Annotated in this window: 15 protein-coding genes; 8 read left to right on the top strand and 7 right to left on the bottom strand. The window is 45.4% G+C overall.

The features are described 5' to 3' along the window. Position 1: 1 nt before the first annotated feature. Positions 2 to 523: a KdsC family phosphatase gene (locus tag QQL36_RS14350; RefSeq protein WP_083720760.1), complete on the bottom strand. Its 522-nt coding sequence runs from the start codon at positions 521 to 523 to the stop codon at positions 2 to 4. Between the two features lie 50 nt (positions 524 to 573). Continuing rightward, complete coding sequence (locus tag QQL36_RS14345; RefSeq protein WP_083720762.1) at positions 574 to 1,338, bottom strand: Rossmann-like and DUF2520 domain-containing protein; 765 nt, start codon at positions 1,336 to 1,338, stop codon at positions 574 to 576. Between the two features lie 383 nt (positions 1,339 to 1,721). On the opposite strand from QQL36_RS14345, the gene topA reads away from it, so the two are divergent. Together topA and QQL36_RS14335 are read left to right on the top strand one after the other, a co-directional pair. Beyond that, complete coding sequence (gene topA / locus QQL36_RS14340) at positions 1,722 to 4,076, top strand: type I DNA topoisomerase (RefSeq protein ID WP_083720764.1); 2,355 nt, start codon at positions 1,722 to 1,724, stop codon at positions 4,074 to 4,076. Between the two features lie 125 nt (positions 4,077 to 4,201). Beyond that, positions 4,202 to 5,077, top strand: coding sequence for a transglutaminase-like domain-containing protein (locus tag QQL36_RS14335; RefSeq protein ID WP_083720766.1), 876 nt, complete (start codon positions 4,202 to 4,204; stop codon positions 5,075 to 5,077). 85 nt (positions 5,078 to 5,162) lie between these two features. On the opposite strand, the gene QQL36_RS14330 is transcribed toward QQL36_RS14335, so the two are convergent. After that, entirely contained in the window at positions 5,163 to 7,289 is a 2,127-nt protein-coding gene (locus QQL36_RS14330) for a carboxy terminal-processing peptidase (RefSeq protein WP_321570085.1), read from the bottom strand. A 303-nt stretch (positions 7,290 to 7,592) separates the two neighbouring features. Between QQL36_RS14330 and QQL36_RS14325 the strand changes: the two genes are divergently transcribed. Continuing rightward, positions 7,593 to 8,858: an MFS transporter gene (locus QQL36_RS14325; protein WP_321570084.1), complete on the top strand. Its 1,266-nt coding sequence runs from the start codon at positions 7,593 to 7,595 to the stop codon at positions 8,856 to 8,858. Positions 8,859 to 8,892: 34 nt separating this feature from the next. Here the strand turns inward: QQL36_RS14325 and QQL36_RS14320 are convergent, their stop codons facing one another. Then, positions 8,893 to 9,384: a YkgJ family cysteine cluster protein gene (locus QQL36_RS14320; RefSeq protein WP_320580936.1), complete on the bottom strand. Its 492-nt coding sequence runs from the start codon at positions 9,382 to 9,384 to the stop codon at positions 8,893 to 8,895. Positions 9,385 to 9,552: 168 nt separating this feature from the next. Between QQL36_RS14320 and gcvP the strand changes: the two genes are divergently transcribed. From gcvP to QQL36_RS14295, 5 genes are all read left to right on the top strand, one after another. Then, positions 9,553 to 12,423 carry an aminomethyl-transferring glycine dehydrogenase gene (gene gcvP, locus QQL36_RS14315; RefSeq protein WP_321570083.1) on the top strand — a complete coding sequence of 957 codons (2,871 nt, stop codon included), beginning with the start codon at positions 9,553 to 9,555 and terminating at the stop codon, positions 12,421 to 12,423. Positions 12,424 to 12,608: 185 nt separating this feature from the next. Beyond that, entirely contained in the window at positions 12,609 to 13,127 is a 519-nt protein-coding gene (locus QQL36_RS14310) for a hypothetical protein (RefSeq protein ID WP_083720774.1), read from the top strand. A 130-nt stretch (positions 13,128 to 13,257) separates the two neighbouring features. Next, entirely contained in the window at positions 13,258 to 13,611 is a 354-nt protein-coding gene (locus QQL36_RS14305) for an MmcQ/YjbR family DNA-binding protein (protein WP_083720776.1), read from the top strand. 5 nt (positions 13,612 to 13,616) lie between these two features. Beyond that, positions 13,617 to 15,509 (top strand): CocE/NonD family hydrolase, encoded by a 1,893-nt coding sequence (locus tag QQL36_RS14300; RefSeq protein WP_083720821.1) that lies wholly within the window; start codon positions 13,617 to 13,619, stop codon positions 15,507 to 15,509. Between the two features lie 67 nt (positions 15,510 to 15,576). Continuing rightward, on the top strand, positions 15,577 to 16,293 hold the full coding sequence (locus tag QQL36_RS14295; RefSeq protein WP_083720778.1) for an FKBP-type peptidyl-prolyl cis-trans isomerase: 717 nt from the start codon (positions 15,577 to 15,579) through the stop codon (positions 16,291 to 16,293). Between the two features lie 45 nt (positions 16,294 to 16,338). On the opposite strand, the gene QQL36_RS14290 is transcribed toward QQL36_RS14295, so the two are convergent. The 3 genes from QQL36_RS14290 to aroB are packed head-to-tail and all read right to left on the bottom strand — an operon-like array spanning position 16,339 to position 19,692. Then, positions 16,339 to 17,334 (bottom strand): chorismate synthase, encoded by a 996-nt coding sequence (locus QQL36_RS14290; RefSeq protein WP_321570082.1) that lies wholly within the window; start codon positions 17,332 to 17,334, stop codon positions 16,339 to 16,341. A 26-nt stretch (positions 17,335 to 17,360) separates the two neighbouring features. Further along, positions 17,361 to 18,650 carry a 3-phosphoshikimate 1-carboxyvinyltransferase gene (gene aroA / locus QQL36_RS14285; protein ID WP_083720783.1) on the bottom strand — a complete coding sequence of 430 codons (1,290 nt, stop codon included), beginning with the start codon at positions 18,648 to 18,650 and terminating at the stop codon, positions 17,361 to 17,363. Positions 18,651 to 18,666: 16 nt separating this feature from the next. Beyond that, positions 18,667 to 19,692 carry a 3-dehydroquinate synthase gene (aroB, locus tag QQL36_RS14280; protein ID WP_083720786.1) on the bottom strand — a complete coding sequence of 342 codons (1,026 nt, stop codon included), beginning with the start codon at positions 19,690 to 19,692 and terminating at the stop codon, positions 18,667 to 18,669. Positions 19,693 to 19,723: the final 31 nt, after the last annotated feature.

The raw sequence follows: 19,723 nt of genomic DNA, 5'->3' as shown, positions 1-19,723 counted from the left end.
ATCAGCGGCTGGCTATTTCTTCGTCTATCGTCCAGTGCCCGTTAAGTTTCAGCACCTTCTCGATTACTTCCCTCACACAGCCATTACCACCATTTACTGGTGAGATATAACGGGATATACTTTTGATTTCGGGGACAGCGTCGGCCGGACATACCGGCAACCCTACCAATTGCATAGCACGGTAATCCGGGATATCGTCTCCCATAAAAATGACCTGCTCCCATTGCAGGTCATTCTCGAATACATAATCCTGCAGCTTTTCCTGCTTATCGGTAATGCCGGTATAAATATCTTTTATTCCTAATCCCTGAAGCCGGCTTACCACACTTTCAGATCGTCCACCAGATATGATGGCGATACGGTAACCTTTCTTTACGGCCAGCTGCAAAGCATACCCATCTTTAATGTTCATTCTACGCGATTGCTCCCCATTTGGTAATAATTGAACAGTACCATCTGTGAGCACGCCATCTACATCAAACACAAAAGTGGTGATGGGCTTAAAAAGAGATAAAACGTTCATTGCGTTTATTAAAATATCGTATTGCGCAAAAGTAGTATAGATTTTTGATGTCAGGCATTATAGAAATCATAAATGCTGTCTGACATCACCTTATAAATTTCTTGCAGGTGTGGCTGATCCTGCATCAAAGCTCTGTGTTTAGACATCGTCTCCTCATCCTTTCTCATGGCAGGGCCTGTCTGCACCGTTTCAGGAGCGAACTTTTCAAACCTGTCAAAAGTTTCCCTGATGATGGGCTGAAGCAAACTGAAGTCCAATCCCTTTTGTTCACAAAACTGTTTTGCCCTCACGATCAGGTGATTAGTAAAATTATTAGCAAGTACCGCGCCCAGATGTAATTGAAGCCGCTGTTCGGAGCTAACTACCTCAGTCTGAGACGAAATGCTCTGAGCGATGGATTGCAGTCTGCGCATCACCTCGTCGTTACTGGCTTCCAGCAAAAGAGGGATCACAGGATAATTTTTTACCTCCTTACGAATAGATTGTAAAGGATACATCACCCCGGTATGGGTAGAGATTCGCCTGATGGCATCCAGAGGTACGGCCCCTGCCGTATGCAATACGATTCTTTTGCCCAGACGGAGCTCGTCATTGAGTTCCGGAATGGCTGAATCACTCACTGCCAATAAATAAATGTCTCCCTCCATATTGATATCCAGGAGGTCATCACTAGCCGATGCATGTAAATTCTCTGCTAATATCTGAGCATTTTCTTTCTTACGGCTAATAACCTGTAAAATCTGGTGTCCGTGTATTTTTAATTGTGTACCGAAACAATGCGCAATATTTCCCGCGCCAATAATTACTATGTTCATCGGGTAAGTGGTTATTAATATATTATGGTGTACCGGTCAGATAAAAGCAAAATTTGGGTGGCCGGGCTCATACAATTATATGATACAGCACGTTTCCCTTCCGTTCAGCGTTGTTATCCAGCAATTTAACCATTAAACTGTTAATCATTCATTTTTAATGGATTTCCCAAAAATATTACATTTATATTCAATGTTTTAAAAGAGACTGATTTTTTATTCTACCACTTCTTTTATATACTTGCAAAAATCGGATGGCCCTTTTTTGATCAGTTGGCCATCCTCCCGCCAGAGAGAGCACTTAAAATTTGAGGAACTTACTTAAAGCGGTTTATACAATTTAATACGGAATTTTACGTATCTAGTAGCACATAAAGACGGCATTCATGGCAAAAAATCTAGTAATTGTTGAGTCTCCGGCCAAAGCCAAGACGATTGAAAAAATACTGGGCAGCGACTTCGAGGTCATATCCTGCTTTGGTCACATCCGTGACCTGGAGAAGGATGATATGGGCATTGATATCAACAATAACTTCAAACCTAAGTATATAATCCCCGATGACAAGGAAAAGGTAGTGAAGGACCTGAAGAAGCTGGCCAAAACAACCGAAGAGGTTTGGTTAGCAACGGATGAGGACCGTGAGGGGGAGGCCATCAGCTGGCATTTATGTGAAGTACTGGGGTTAGACCCGGAAGTTACAAAACGTATTGTTTTCCACGAGATTACGAAGCCCGCCATTGAAAAAGCCGTGCAACAGCCCCGCCTACTCAACATGAACCTGGTAAATGCGCAACAAGCCAGACGTATCCTGGATAGGATCGTAGGTTTTGAGCTGTCACCGGTGCTCTGGCGTAAAATGAGTATGCGTAACCACCTCTCTGCAGGTCGCGTGCAATCCGTAGCGGTAAGACTGATCGTGGAAAGGGAAAGAGAGATCAACGGCTTTACTGCTGTAAGCAGCTTTAAAGTAGAAGCTTTCTTCATTTCTAAAGACCTGAATGGTAAGAACATTACCTTCAAGGCCGAAGGACCTACCCGGTTCAAAACCGCAGAAGATGCGGAGAAATTCCTACAGCAATGTGTCGGTGCTGCTTACACCGTAAAAGATATCCAGGTAAAACCCGGCAAGAAATCTCCTGCCGCTCCCTTTACCACTTCTACCCTTCAGCAGGAAGCCAGCCGTAAACTCGGCTACAGCGTGTCTAAAACCATGCTGCTGGCACAAAAACTGTATGAAAGTGGTAAGATCACCTACATGCGTACTGACTCAGTTAACCTGTCAGATACCGCGTTAGGGGATATCCAGAAAGCAATTACAACTAACTACGGGGAGCGCTACCACCAGCACCGCAAGTTCAAAAATAAGAACGAGTCTGCCCAGGAAGCGCACGAAGCCATCCGCCCGACCTACATGGAGAATGCTTCTGTAGACGACAGCGATACCCGTAAACTGTATGAGCTGATCTGGAAACGTACTATCGCCAGCCAGATGAGCGATGCAGAACTCGAAAAAACAATCGCCAAGATCGATATCTCTACCAACCACGATGAGCTGACTGCCAGCGGTGAAGTACTTAAATTCGATGGCTTCCTGAAAGTATATATGGAAGGCCGCGATGATGAAGATGTAAGTGAAGATGACGAACAGGATGGTTCCCTGCCACCACTCGCTCTGAAACAAGTACTGGACCTGAAGGAAATGAAAGCGACAGAACGCTTTACCCGCCCTGCCCCCCGCTATACGGAAGCAAGCCTGGTAAAGAAACTGGAAGAACTGGGCATAGGCCGACCTTCGACCTACGCACCAACCATTACCACCATTCAGAAGCGTAACTATGTGGAAAAACGTGATAAAGAAGGTGTGAAAAGAGACTTCCGCATTCTGACGCTGAAAGATGACACACTCACTAAAGTAACAGACGCTGAAAATACCGGTGCCGAAAAATCCAAACTGTTCCCGACAGATCTGGGTATGATCGTTACCGACTTCCTGAGCCAATACTTCGGAAATGTAATGGACTACGGCTTCACCGCCAAAATCGAAGAAGAGTTTGACGAGGTGGCACATGGTAAGAAGATCTGGAACAAGATGCTGAATGAGTTCTATACTCCTTTCCACAAGGATGTGGAAAACACCCTGGAAAATGCTGAAAGGGTGAAAGGAGAAAGACAACTAGGTACCGAAGAATCTACCGGCAAACCTATCGTAGCACGTATGGGACGTTATGGTCCAATGGTGCAGATCGGCAAGGCAGAAGATGAGGAGAAACCACGCTTTGCAAAATTAAAGGCAACACAAAGCATCGAAACCATTTCTTTAGATGAAGCAATGGAGCTGTTCAAACTTCCCCGCAATTTGGGTAAATTTGAAGAAGAAGATGTAACGGTGAATATAGGCCGGTTCGGTCCATATGCAGCACACGATAAGAAGTTCTATTCCCTGAAAAAGGAAATGGACCCTTACACAGTGGAACTCGACGAAATAGCCCCGCTGATCGTAGAAAAACGTACTGCAAAAGATGAACGTACCATCAAAGTATTTGAAAAAGAAAAAATCCAGATACTCAAAGGTCCCTATGGTCCGTATATTAAACAAGGCTTAAGGAATTTCAAAATACCAAAGGAGAAGATCGATACCGCTGCGGATATTACGGTGGAGGAAGCAAAAGCTATCATTGAAGATGTGAAAGCTAACCCTCCTAAGAAAAAAGCACCTCCTAGAAAGAAAAAAGCCGAATAATGTGCTATTTCAGGAATGTGCCGGTGTGTATATAAGGCCGTCTTTTTTTCAGAAAAAGATCCGTCCTATACCATTTGGATGATTCAGGGATTAGCATATTTGCACATCGGCACATTTGATTTGTTATGCACGAGACCAAAGAAATAAATGCTTTGTTCCATCTTCTGGACGATCCGGACCAGGAGGTATATGACACCGTCGCCAGCAAGATATTGTTGTTTGGAAAAGAGATCATTCCAAATCTGGAGAACTTGTGGGAGAATACTGTAGATGAATCTATTCAGGAAAGGATAGAACAACTGATTCACAGAGTTCACTACATGGACCTGCAGATGGCCTTGCAGCAGTGGAATAAGGCCGAAATCCCCGATCTTCTACAGGGAGCCATCCTTGTTGCCCGCTATCAGTTTCCTGATATGCAGACAAATTCCGTCCTCAACGAAATCGAAAAGATCAAGCGTAATATATGGCTGGAGCTCAATAACTACCTCACCCCCCTGGAGCAGATCAATGTGCTGAACAGTATGATCTACAACTACTTCGGGCTGAAAGGAGAAGAGGTAGCCTATGTGCGGAAGAACCAGTTCTTTATCAACCAGGTGCTGGAATCCAAGAAAGGAAATCCGCTTACCAATGGTATCGTTTACCAGAGCCTTTGTGCTATGCTGGACCTGCCTGTGTATGCGGTGAACATCCCAAGACAGTTTATCCTCGCCTATTTTGATAGCTTCTACGATTTTTCAGAGCCGGCCAACCCGGACGATTACAGGATCCTGTTCTTTATTGATCCTATTCAGGGACAGATCTATTCCCACCAGGATGTGGAAAACTACCTGAAAAGAATGTCCCTCCCTCCTACACCTTCTTATTACATGCCTCAGTCGAATACGAGGGTTATCCAGTTCTTATTGGAAGAACTGGCTAAATGCTTCCAGGATGACAAGGACATGTACAAGCAGGAGGAATTAAAGAATTTGATACGATTATTGAGCGGCGAATAACTTCTTTTTAAAAAGCCGTCCGTAAGATAAATAAAAAAGCATCTGTCTGAAGACAGATGCTTTTTTATTTATCTTAATAACATTATTACTTATTAGCCAATCTACCCTGTACTTTAGAAGCACTCATTCCAATCAGATCATTCATCACATTCACCGCTTCATCCAGGTAAATATCCTTCTGTCTGAACTTCAACCAATCCTTATTACGGGCCAGTTTAGAAGTATCATTACCGATCTTGTCCAGGTCTACCTTCAGACTGGAAATCTCCAGTTCTTTCACTTTCTCATTTACTGAATCATAGCGTTTCAGCGCATTCGCATTATTCTTCTGCTCGGTTTTGTAAGTCGTATAGTTCAGAGAATAATTGTCCTGTGCATCCATCTTCTTCAGGGTAGCGATATTGTCATTCATCATCCTGAACGCTTCGCTGTTCGCCAGGCGCTTGTCGCTATTTGCTTTCAGCGCAGCTACCGGAACCGGGTCTACCCAAGGTGTGTAATTTGCCTTGGGAATTTCATCCCAGTTCAGTGCATCTTTATCCTTACGCTCTGCTACTTCATAATATGGATCTGGCAATACGATGTCGGATGAAACTCCCTTCAGCTGGGTAGAACCTCCATTTGCACGGTAGAACTTCTGCTGTGTCAGTTTGATCGCACCCAGCGGACCTAACTCCTTGTTGGAGTAAAACTCATCCAGGCTAAACATACGCTGCACGGTTCCTTTACCATAAGTAGAAGAGCTACCAATGATCACCGCACGTTTGTAATCCTGCATAGCAGCTGCCATGATTTCGGAAGCAGAAGCACTGTACTCATTCACCATGATCGCCAGCGGACCACCATACTGTACACTCTTATCACGGTCACGCAGTACCATTGGATCGCCGGTACGGGATTTCACCTGTACGATCGGACCATCCGGAATAAACAGACCAGCCATCTGCACTACATCCTGCAGGGAACCACCACCATTAAAGCGGAGGTCAAGGATTATACCTTCTACATTTTCAGCTTTCAGTTTCGTAATTTCCTTCGCTACATCTTCAGCACAACGGGCACCGTTTCTGTCCTGGAAATCTGCATAGAACTCAGGCAGGTAGATGTAACCAATTTTATGTTGACCACCGATAATCGCTGATTTTGCAAATGTTTCGTCCAGTACGATCTCGTCACGCACGATTGAAACATCTTTTACAGTACCGTCTACGCTCTTTACAGTCAACTTCACCACAGTACCTTTTTCACCTCTGATCACTTTTACGGCATCTTCTACAGCATAACCTGTAATATCAAGTGGCTCTTTGTCACCCTGTGCCACTTTCAGGATCACATCGTTTGCTTTCAGATTCCCTTCTTTCCAGCTTGGACTACCTGTTACGATGCTTACGATCCTGATTTTACCATCTTCTTCACGCAGCTGTGCACCAATACCGAAGAACTTACCCGCCATCTGCTCTTCAAACGCTCTCTTTTCATCAGGAGGGAAGAAGTCAGTATGCGGATCCATTGTAGCGGTAATACTATTTACATAAGTGCTGAAGCGCTCGTTGTCGTCCTGTCTGTTTTTCAAACGGTCAAAGTAGCGATCGTATACCTGCTTCACCTTCGCACGGGCGTCGGCTTCCAGCTGTACATCGGTTTTCGCCTTTGCGGTATCTTTCTTGTCCTGCTTGTCGCGGGCTTCTACCAGTTCGGAGTATTTTTCCAGGGTACGATATTTCAGCACCTTGCGCCATGCTTCTTTGCGGGCTGCCTCATCTGCAGGGTAATCTACCTTATCAGGATCCAGGGTTACCTTTTCTTCTTTGGTGAAGTCGAAAGGCTTAGCCAGGATTTCCGGATACAGCGCTGCTGCTTCTGCAACACGTTTCTTAATCTGATCATTGATTGCATTGAAACAATCCAGGGGTTCACCCATCAGTTCATTATCAATGTGAGTTGATAATGGTTTGAGGTTCTCGATATCACTCTTCAGAAAGAATTTCTTTTCACTGTCAAGGTTCTTGAGGAACTTGTCAAAGACTTCCTTTGAAAATTTATCGTCTATAGCCTTCGGCTGATAGTGCCCATCTTTTAATATTTGCCCTACCAGACCAATGATCACTTCATTTTTGCCAGGGGGGTCTTCTTTACGCAGTTTGCTGAAAGCCAATACTCCCATCGAGATGGTGATCAGCACTACTGGTATAATCACTTTCATTCTTCTCATAGAAAATCCTAATTGAACGTCATCAAATATAGCATAAAATTGCCCATTGTGCTAGAATGGCAGTTTTCTTTTAACAAAAGATTGAGAAACCGGGAGTGTAGCATAGGCGCTATTAATACGGTACTGGCGGCCACATTCACTACAATTATTTGCTACTAAAACCAGACCAATGTCTTATAAAATTACGGTTCCTGATCGAATTTAACGATACCGCTTATCAGTTTAAATGCAACCGGTTGTAAAATCGTCAGGAAGGTATTTATTCAAATTATATATTTTCGCAGTGGTTTAAAAACTGATTACGTGGATACTTCGGCTAACACAAACAGTAAGAACGACCCTTACGCTTCACTTCGTCTTCCTGAATTTAACTACTACTTAATTATTCGGTTCGCACTCGTCTTTGCTCTTACAATGCAGTTTATTATCATAGAGTGGAAGGTGAATCTCCTCTCTAATCATGATCCTTTTGCCCTTGGTCTCATAGGCCTTGCCGAGGTCATCCCGGCAGTACTATTAGCACCTTTTGCCGGGCACATTGTGGATAAGAGAGAGAAAAGGAGCATCCTGCTCAAATGCGTGATTGCTTACGTCATTATTGGTACAGGACTATTCTTCCTCACATGGGATAAGATCGTGGAAGGGTTTGATACCCACCAGGTACTGATGTGTATTTATGGACTGGTATTCTGCGGAGGTATAGTACGTGCCTTTGTAAGTCCGGCCAATTTCTCTTTACAAGGTCTGATCGTACCCCGTACGTTATATGCCAATGCCTCTACCTGGGCCAGCAGCGCCTGGCAGATAGGTAGTATGGCAGGCCCTGCACTGGGTGGCTTGCTGGTGTATGCTATTGGTGTACACTGGTCTATGCTGCTGGTGGTGGCTATTTTCCTGCTGCCGCTGTTCAGCCTGATCATGATCAAACCTAAACCAGTACACTATGCGGCCAAAGGTGAAACTTTTGTAGATGGATTGACCAAAGGGATGCGCTTTGTATGGAATACCAAGGTGGTATTAAATGCCATGGCGCTGGATATGTTTGCTGTATTGTTTGGGGGTGCGGTAGCCATGCTGCCGGTATTTGCCTCAGATGTATTGCATGCAGGTGCGCTGGAATTCGGTTTGCTTCGCGCTGCTGTTGCAGTTGGTTCGCTGATGACCATGTTTATACTGGCTTACAAACCATTGGTGCATAAACCGGGTATCAAACTGCTGGCGGCAGTCTTCGGATTCGGTATCTGTATTATCATATTCGGTTTGTCCAGGAACTTCTATCTCTCCTTCATTGCATTGCTATTGAGTGGTACGCTGGATGCGATCAGTGTAATCATCCGTCAAACGATCCTGCAATTGAAAACACCTGATGAGATGAGAGGCCGTGTAGCTGCGGTGAGCTCTATGTTTGTCGGTTCTTCCAATGAACTGGGGGCCTTCGAAAGCGGGTTTATGGCCAGGATGATGGGGCTGGTACCATCTGTCGTGTTTGGTGGATGTGTGACACTTGGAGTCGTTATTACAACTTATATCATTTCGCCGGCCATGCGCAAGCTGGACCTGAAAGCATAAACAAAAGGCCATCTCTGAGAGATGGCCTTTTTTATTACTTCACTACGTCCCGCAACTTCTCTAACACATAGAATACTGCAGGGCAGATGGTACTGTTCAGGTAAGTGGTATTTGGCCGCTTCACAAATTCATAGCTGTCTGTGTAAGGATAGTTCTCACAATCTCCCGGCCTTGCATCATAGATGCTGCAATAATTGTCTGCACCCAAAAACGGACAGGGACTGCTTTTTACCACATAATCCCCATCTTCATCCAGTCGCAGGTAAGTCTCAATAAACACAGATTCCCGCATGCCAAGGTACTTTGAAATACGCTTGATATCAGGCGTTTTGAACCTTGGGCTGATTGACTTACAGCAACCTGCACATTGCAGACAATCGATGTGGCTGAAAGCCTCCTCATGCAGGTCAGGCAATAGCTTCTCTACACCCCTGCCCTTCTTCGTCTGTAGCTTCTGCAGAAACTGTTTATTGGCTTTTTGCTGCTCAGTCGCCCGCTGCTTCCAGTTATTTAGTGATTCATCCATTTGACTGCAAAGGTAATACTCTCCACCATACGACAATCATGTGACAATTCAAGGAAACATCCAACCCTTAATTATCACCACAATTTCCACAAGACCGAGGCAGGTTTGGCTATTGCTAAAAAACAAAATACCTTTGCACATTCTTATTATCATACCTGCTTTCACATCATGAATCTTTTTGATATACAACAAAATGAGTTCCTAGGTCGCCACATTGGGCCTAACGAAACAGAGACCAACCACATGCTGGAGACCATCGGTGTATCTTCGCTGGAAGTATTAATCAGCAAGACCGTACCTGGCGCGATCCGCATGAACCACCCGCTTGCAGTACCTGCGGCAATGAGTGAAAGTGATTACCTCCGTCATCTCAAAGAAGTATCACTCAGGAACGAAGTATTCCGTACCTATATCGGTCAGGGATATTACGATACCATCACACCAAGTGTGATCCTGCGCAATATCTTCGAGAATCCAGGATGGTATACACAGTACACTCCTTATCAGGCGGAGATCTCCCAGGGTCGTCTGGAAAGCTTACTGAACTACCAGACTATGGTCAGCGACCTCACAGGTCTGCCTATCGCCAATGCATCCCTGCTGGATGAGGCGACAGCTGCTGCCGAAGCCATGAGCATGTTCTTCAGCGCACTGAACAAAGACCATGACAACCTGGCTCGTCCTAAATTCTTCGTGGACGAAAATGTGTTCGCACAAACCAAAGATGTAATTATCACCCGTGCTACTCCGCTGAACATCGAAGTAGTAACCGGCGACTATAAAACTGCTGCTATCGATGAATCCTTCTTTGGTGCATTGGTACAGTATCCTAACAGCGTAGGTGCTGTGGAAGATTACCAGGGCTTTGTACAGAAAGTACATGCTGCTGGTGCTTACGTAGCAATGGCCACCGATCTGCTGGCACTGACCCTCCTCACCTCTCCTGGTGAACTGGGTGCAGATGCAGCATTGGGTTCTGCACAGCGCTTTGGTGTACCATTAGGTTTTGGTGGTCCACACGCTGCTTTCTTTGCAGTAAAAGATGAGTTCAAACGCGCCATCCCAGGCCGTATCATCGGTGTGAGCGTAGATGCTCAGGGTAACCGCGCACTCCGTATGGCACTGCAAACCCGCGAGCAACACATCAAACGTGAAAAAGCAACTTCAAACATCTGTACCGCACAGGCATTGCTGGCTAACATGGCTGCTATGTACGCCGTTTACCACGGTCCTGCCGGTCTGAAAAATATCGCTACCCGCGTAGCTCTCCTGGCCAATGCCCTGGGTGCTGCCCTGCAGGCAAAAGGATATACACTTGCTGCTTACAATTACTTTGATACCCTCGAAGTAACTGTAAAAGCAGTTACTGATATCAAAGCGAAAGCTGAAGGTGCAGGTATCAACTTCTTCTATCCGGGTGCTGACAAAGTGATCATCTCCCTCGATGAAACCACTACCATCCAGGATGTGAACGATATCCTCGCTATCTTCAATGCTGGCAACCTGTCTGCAGACACAAACAGTCTGACTGCAACTGCTGTACCTGCAGAACTGGTACGTACTTCTGACTTCCTTACCAATCCTGTATTTAACAGTCATCACAGCGAATCACAGATGATGCGTTATATCAAGATGCTGGAAAATAAAGACCTTTCTCTCAACACTTCCATGATCTCTCTGGGTAGCTGTACCATGAAGCTGAATGCAGCGACAGAGATGATTCCTTTGAGCTGGTCTCATTGGAGCAGGATGCACCCATTTGCACCAAAATCGCAGACAGGTGGTTACCAGCAAATCGTAGATGAACTGGGCGAATACCTCTGCAAGATCACTGCTTTTGATGCCTGCAGTCTGCAGCCAAACAGTGGTGCACAGGGTGAATACGCTGGTTTACTCGTGATCCGGAAATATCATGAAAGCAGAAATGAAGGACATCGTAATGTAATGCTGATCCCTATCTCCGCTCACGGTACCAACCCTGCATCAGCAGTAATGGCCGGCTTTAAAGTGGTAGTAGTGAAAGCACTGGAAAACGGGTACATCGATGTAACTGACCTGAAAGCAAAAGCAGCACAGTATGCTGATAGCCTGGCAGGTATCATGATCACATACCCATCTACTTACGGTATCTATGAAGAAAGCGTAAAAGACATCTGCAACACCGTACACGAATTTGGTGGTCAGGTATATATGGATGGCGCCAACATGAACGCACAGGTAGGCTTAACTGCTCCTGGCCTGATCGGTGCTGACGTTTGTCACCTGAACCTTCACAAGACATTTGCAATTCCTCACGGTGGTGGTGGTCCTGGCATGGGCCCGATCTGCGTAGCTAAACACCTCGCTCCTTACCTGCCTGGTCACGTAAACCTGACTGACAAGAAAACTGCAAACGCAGTATCTGCAGCACCATATGGCTCTGCAAGCATCCTCCTCATCTCTTATGCATACATCCGCCTGCTGGGTGCAGAAGGCCTGAAGAAAGCATCTGAAAATGCGATTCTGAATGCTAACTACATGAAAGCACGCCTGGAAAAATCATACGAAATCCTTTATAGCGGCAGCAACGGTACCTGTGCACACGAGTTCATCGTAGACCTCCGTCCATTCAAAGCAACTGCTGGTGTAGAAGCGGAAGATGTGGCAAAACGCCTGATGGACTACGGTTTCCACGCACCAACCATGAGCTTCCCTGTTCCGGGTACGATCATGATTGAACCTACTGAGAGTGAAGACAAAGCTGAACTGGATCGCTTCTGCGATGCACTGCTGGCGATCCGTGCAGAAATCAGCGCTGTAGAAACAGGCAAAGCTGACAAAGCAAACAACGCATTGAAGCATGCGCCTCATACCCAGTTCGTTATCACTGCCGAAGAGTGGAACCGTCCTTATGGCCGCCAACAGGCAGCTTACCCGCTGGAATATGTGAAACTCAATAAGTTCTGGCCTTCTGTAAGCCGCGTAAACAATACACATGGCGACAGAAACCTGATCTGTACCTGCGAGCCTGTAAGCGCTTACGCAGAAGCAGAAGCTTAAGAAAAAATTAACTTATACGCAAACGGCTAAAAGCATTCGCTTTTAGCCGTTTTTTTATTTACAAATGACAAAAAACTAACATTTTTTTATTCACACGCATACTAAAAGTTCAATCCGATCGTATTAATACTAACTTATATTTAGAAAAATTTTACATATATTAGAAATAAGAAAAAACCTTATCTATGCAGGATTACTCTTTTATGACCATCGAGGAGATCTTTCTCCTACAGGATGCGTTGAAAAAGAACAAAAGGCAAATCATTAAGTTCTTGTTGATTGGCCTCACTTTAGTGCTCATCGCAGCATACGTACCACAATTTTTTCTCAAAAGAAGGTATTCCGACGAAGAAATAGATGCCACCATGTTCAGTTACAGAAATACCTGGTTTTGGGTATGGTTGCTCTCTTTCGTACTCGTACTTGTCTTTGCGCTGATAAAGGTGACTGATGTCCGGTACTTTACAATCAAGAAAGACCTGACCCTCCTTCAGAAAGGACAGATCAAGGTACCTCTGGAACATGTATATCAGGGTAACAATGATATGCAGACCAGCTTTATTGTAAAACAGGAAGGTATAAGAAAGAGAAAAAGACTCTTTTACTGGATGCGCGGCCGGCTCGACGATTATAAATCAGGACAGGAAGTAGAGATAGTATACGGTCGTTATTCCCGCATCATTCTCAACATCAGCAAAGCCTGATCATTCATAAAAAAATAACCATATCAACTGCAGGTAGCTATTTATTTTTTACAATACACAACCGGGGCAACAGGTATACTGTCTGCCCCGGTTTTTTTATACCTTTGGACGCACTTAGATTCAATGCCTTATGAATATTGAACAGTTTCGTGATTTTTGCCTCGCCCTGCCGGGTGTCACAGAAGAGTTTCCCTTTGGTGAAGAAACACTTGTATACAAGGTGATGGGAAAAATGTTTACACTCACCAGCCTCGATAGTTTCGAAAGCATCAATCTCAAATGTGATCCTGAAATTGCGATAGAGCTGCGCGAACGCTATGATGGTGTCTCACCGGGATACCATATGAACAAGAAACACTGGAATACAGTCGATGTACACGCCGGTATTTCTGATAAGCTGATCTATCAGTGGATCAGGGATTCATATGAACTCGTAGTGGAATCATTACCCAGGAAGACAAAAGAAGAATTGAAAAATAAATAATGCTTATGAAACGGATCTTATGGCTGTTTGTGGTGATTATCGCCTTTAACTCAAAGGTAAAAGCCATCGATGCAGACTCCTTGTGGATGTACGAACATTACACTAAAAAAGAAGTATATATCCCTATGCGGGATGGTGTAAAACTGTTTACATCCATTTATATACCTAAAGACAATGCAGAGAAGCATCCTTTTCTGATGACACGTACTCCTTACTCCTGCTCTCCTTATGGAGATAAAGAGTTCAGACCTTTCTATGCAAGGTATACCAACACATACCTGCACGAAGGCTATATCATGGTCATACAGGATGTACGTGGCCGTTGGATGAGTGAAGGTACCTTCATGGATGTTCGTCCTTATAATCCGGCTAAAAAGGGCAAAAATGAGATAGATGAAGCAAGTGATACTTACGACACCATCGACTGGCTGGTGAAGAACATTGCCAACAACAATGGCAAAGTAGGTGTATTCGGCACCTCTTACCCCGGCTTCTACAGCACCATGGCTGCATTGAGCGGTCATCCGGCACTGAAGGCAGTAAGTCCGCAGGCACCGGTTACCGACTGGTATCATGGTGATGACTTCCACCACAACGGTGCATTCTTCATTTCAGATGCCTTCTCTTTTTATACCAGTTTCGGTCAGCCAAGGCCTAAGCCAACTACCGTAGGCCCTGCTGGTTTTAAATACTTCACTACTGACGATAACTACGAGTTCTACCTCAAAACCGGTGCGCTGTCTAACTTCTCTAAATTGATGGGAGACAGCATTGCATTCTGGAATGACCTCATGAACCATGGCGACTACGACGCATGGTGGAAAGCCAGGGATGTAAGACAATACCTGAAAGGCATACAGCCAGCTGTACTGACAGTAGGTGGTGTCTTCGATGCAGAAGATTGCTTCGGTGCATGGAATACTTATAAGGCCATCGAGAAACTGAGTCCTGATGCCAACAATCGTATCGTAATGGGTCCATGGTATCATGGTCAGTGGGGCAGCAATGATGGTACACATTTAGGCAATGTTCATTTCGACAGCAATACATCTGAATACTACCAGGATAATATCGAAGTGCCCTTCTTCAACTATTACCTGAAAGGTAAAGGTGCATCACCTGATATCGCAGAAGCAACCGTGTTCTTCACCGGCGAAAACCAATGGCGCAAGTTCCAGCAATGGCCTCCTGCCAATGTACAGGCACAATCCATCTACATGCAGGCCAATGGCAAACTGGATTTCTCCAAACCACTGGGTGGCAACAGCTTCTCTGAATACGTAAGCGATCCTGCTAAACCAGTGCCTTACACACAGGATGTACATTTCGATCGTACCATCAATTACATGACAGATGATCAGCGTTTTGCTGAACGCCGTCCGGATGTAGCTACTTTTTCGACAGATGTATTGACAGAAGATATTACACTGGCGGGGCCGCTCACAGCCAAACTGGTAGTAAGTACCAGTGGTACAGATGCTGACTTCATCGTAAAGCTGATCGATGTGTTCCCTTATGATTTCAAATATGAAGACAAGGCTCGCAGCGAACACCACAGAGTACCTTCATCTACCTATCCAATGGGCGGTTACGAAATGCTGGTAAGAGGCGAAATCATGAGAGGTAAATACAGAGAGAGCTTTGAGAAACCAGTTCCTTTCACACCAGATGCACCTGCCAATATAGATTTCTCCCTGCCGGATGTAGCACATACATTTAAAAAAGGGCACAAGATCATGGTACAGGTACAGAGCAGCTGGTTCCCGCTGGTAGATCGTAACCCACAGGTATTTACCGATATCTACCATGCTACAGACAAGGATTTTAAGAAGGCAACCATCCGTATTTATCATGATGCAGGCCATCCATCCGCTATAGAATTGCCGGTGTTGAAATAAAATTTAACTTGCGGGCGTTCAGATATATAAATTTCGTAAGTCCATTACCATTGATAACTACTATTTTATGATTAAAAAAGCCCTACTATTGGGAGCACTCGGCGTCATATCCCTGAATGGATTTGCGCAGAAAAGATCTAAAAAGAACAAAGACAAGGAGCAAACTGTTGTTCCTGTAGCACCATTATTGCAGACTAAGATCGACACCGTAAGCTATGGCATTGGTCAGGATATCGGTAATACCCTCAAGACACAAGGATTGGATAGCCTGAACCTGAATGTGCTGAGACACGCGATCGAGGATGCACTGAAGGATACAACGTTAGTAGCAAAAGAAATAGCAAATATGAGTATCAGTAATTATCTCCAACAGATAAAAGCGGAAAAGATGCAAAAGAACAAAGAAGCAGGTGAAAAATTCCTGGCAGAGAATAAGACTAAACCAGGGGTGGTAGCACTGCCTAGCGGTTTACAATACCAAATTCTGAAAGAAGGTAATGGTCCAAAACCTACCGCTGCAGATAAGGTAAAGACACATTATCATGGTACCCTGATCGACGGGACCGTGTTTGATAGTTCTGTAGAGAGAGGTCAGCCTATCTCCTTCCCGGTGGGTGGAGTCATTAAGGGTTGGACTGAGGCGCTGCAGTTGATGCCTGTAGGTTCAAAATGGAGGTTGTTTATACCTGCTGATCTGGCTTATGGTGAACGTCAGGCAGGGCCGAAGATCGGACCAAATAGCGCACTGATTTTTGATGTTGAATTATTAGATATCGAGAAGTAAAACAAAAAGGGGAATTACGATTGTAATTCCCCTTTTTGTTTTAAGTTATTTCCACACTCTGGGACTCCGCTGCTCCACCATCATCAAATCCGCCAGCGCCATTGCCGCCACTGCTTCCAACACCACCGGTACCCTCAGCGCTATACACAGATCATGTCTTCCCTTCACACTAAAAGCCTCTACCTGTCCACTCTTAATATTCAACGTATGCTGCTCCTTAGGCGTGCTTGAAGTAGGTTTCACCGCCACACGGAATACCAAAGGATTCCCGTTAGTAATACCCCCTACTACACCACCCGCATTATTCGTCGCAGTCTTACCATTAGCATCCAGTATCGCATCATTATGCTCTATCCCTTTCATCTTTGCCGCAGCAAAACCAGCACCGAATTCAATGCCTTTGATTGCCGGAATAGCAAACACCGCATGGGCAATACAAGACTCTACTGAGTCAAAAAAAGGCTCTCCCAATCCAATTGGCAGCCCTTCTACCACACATTCTACGATACCACCCACAGAATCTTTTGCAGCAATCGCCGCTTCCAGTCCCTGCGCTGCATCAGGCAATCCCGCCACCTCTTTCAAAGTTGCGGTTACCTTAATGCTTTCACCCAATATCTTCTTGGCAATTACGCCAGCAGCTACCAGGTTCAGTGTAAGCCTGCCGCTAAAGTGTCCGCCGCCACGGTAATCTTCAAAGCCACCATACTTATGTGTAGCTACAAAATCCGCATGACCGGGGCGTGGAAACTCACGCAGCTTCTCATAGTCAGTACTACGCGTATTGTTGTTCTCAAACAAAATTGTAATCGGCGCACCAGTTGTATGGTCATTGAAAACGCCTGATTTGATGTAAGGCAGATCATCTTCCTTACGCGGTGTGGTGCCTTTGGCGCCCGCCTTGCGCCTGTCCAGGTCTGGCAGGAAATCTTCCTGCTTCAGCGGAATACCTGCCGGTACACCGTCAATATTCACGCCTACACTAGCGCCATGCGACTCTCCAAAAACATTTACCCGGAATAATCTACCGAAACTGTTCATTAGTATGCTGATTTATCAATGTCGTGTTAATGTACCTGACTGTTGGCTCCTTCCTGTTTTACCACACCGCCTAACTTCTGCAAATGTTCGTAAAATTCAGGATAAGATTTGTTAATCGCCTCCGCATCTTCAATCACTACCGGACCACTCGCTGTCAGTGCAGCTACTGCACATGCCATGGCAATCCTGTGATCATTGTGAGAGCGAACAGTACCACCAGTAATACCTGTACCACCATGCACCAGCATTTCATCGCCATGCAGGTCAATACTTATACCCAGTTTACCAAATTCTTCCTGTAAGGTTTTACCACGGTCACTTTCCTTGTGTGCCAGTCTGCTCACACCCAGTATTTTCGTAGTGCCTACGCAATTTGCTGCCAGCGCTACCAGTGGAGGGAACAGATCCGGACAATCAGTCGCATCGAAATCAAACGCTTTTAATTGTTGCTTTTCCACATTCACAGTGAATACACCTGACATCAGACCTGCACCTGCTTTTTCCAGTGCTTCCAGTATCGCTTTATCAGATTGTGCAGATTGTGTATTGAGGTGGTGTACCTCTGCTTTGCCAGCTACCGCAGCAGCCACCAGCAGGAACGCAGCTCCGCTCCAATCTCCTTCTACAGTATATTCGCCGGCTTTGTATGCCTGTTTCTTACCAAATGAGAAACGCTCAAAGTTCTCCTCTTTCACCTGTACTCCAAACTGCTCCATGAGCTGCAGGGTAAGGGCGATATAAGGTTTACTCTTCAGGTCTTTCACTGTGATCGTCACATCTTCTGCAACAGCACCAAAAGCCATTAATAAGCCTGTTAAGAACTGTGAACTGAGTGAACCATCGATCGTAATATTCTGCGCCTGTAATGGACCCTGAATATGCAAAGGCAGCTTGCCCTCACGGCTGCTGATCTTTACACCCACCTGTGGTAAAACTTCTTCGAAGAAGTTCATAGGACGGGTGGTCAGACTACCATGCCCATTGATGGTGATAGGCAGTGCAGACAAAGAAGCGATCGGTGTAAACATGCGGATACCAAGGCCGGATTCTCCACAATTGATTTCGTTATCTACAGACTGTACCGGGTGAATACCATTGCTGGTAATCCCGATATAATCTTCCTGACGATTGATAGTTGCTCCCAGTTTGCTGGCTACATCCAGTGCTGCGAGGCAGTCATTGCTCAAACCCGGATTCCGGATAATGCTTTTACCATTGCTCAGCAACGCTGCGGCTACTGCCCTTTGCATAGCGCTTTTGGAAGGATTGGCAGTTACGGTGCCATGAATGCTGCCGGGTAATATTGTTACTTGCATGTGTGTGTTTGGTTGTTTATAGCTCCTCCAGCAACTGCTTCAGCGTTGCCAGCGGTACAGCCTTTGTATGCGCGCTACCTAATTGTTCCAGCAGCACAAAATTGATCGCATCCTTTTCCCTTTTCTTATCCAGCTTGAAGATGTTGTACATTTCTTCTTTGTTCGAAGTCAGGGTCACCGGCAACTGGTAATCATTGATCAGCCTGATCAACCGGTTTGTTTGTTCCACCTGCAAAGTAGATAGCTTCTCTGAGATTTTGGCTGCTGCCACCATCCCGATTGCCACCGCTTTACCATGGGCGATGTTCTCAATTTTTTCTACTGCATGCCCCAGCGTGTGGCCAAAGTTGAGCCAGCGACGAGACGCCTGCTCAAATTCATCCTCCAGTACTACCTTGGTCTTCAGCTCTACAGAGCGTTCTACCAGGTATTCCAGAACGGCTACATCCTTTTGCATGGCCTTATCCCGGTTTTCTTCCAGGTAAGTGAACATACCGGCATCCATGATGCAGGCATATTTGATGATCTCCGCAAAACCATTATGCCATTCTTCGTCAGGCATGGTCAGTGGCAGTGATAAGTCAAACAGGATAAACTCCGGTTGCCGGATGGTGCCCAGCATATTCTTATGTTTACCATGGTTGATACCGTTCTTACCACCGATAGATGCATCTACCTGTGCGAGCAGCGTGGTAGGTACGAAACCTACCGGCATACCGCGCATATATATGCTGGCGGCATAACCGGTTAAATCTGTGGTCATGCCACCGCCTATACCTACGAGCATAGTCTTGCGGTCAGCTTCCAGCTCTATGAGCCCATCAATGATCTGTTCGAGTACTTCCTCACTTTTATTCTCTTCTCCATCCGGAATCACCAGCTTCCTCCAACCCTGCAATTTCATTCCGTGGAGTTTATCCACATTTTCATCCACAACCAGTACGGTACGGGATGGATCTGCATAATTGCCCAGCTGGTGGAGGCTTTCTCCCAAGTAATATTTGGTAGCACTGTGCTGGAACTGGTAAGATAATGTTCTCATATAATGATGTATGGTTGTGCCTGATTACTCA

Origin of the sequence: Chitinophaga sp. LS1 (genome assembly GCF_034274695.1) — a bacterium.
GTDB lineage: Bacteria > Bacteroidota > Bacteroidia > Chitinophagales > Chitinophagaceae > Chitinophaga.
Note: the sequence above shows the minus strand (reverse complement) of the source record. Positions and strands in the feature narration are given on the sequence as shown.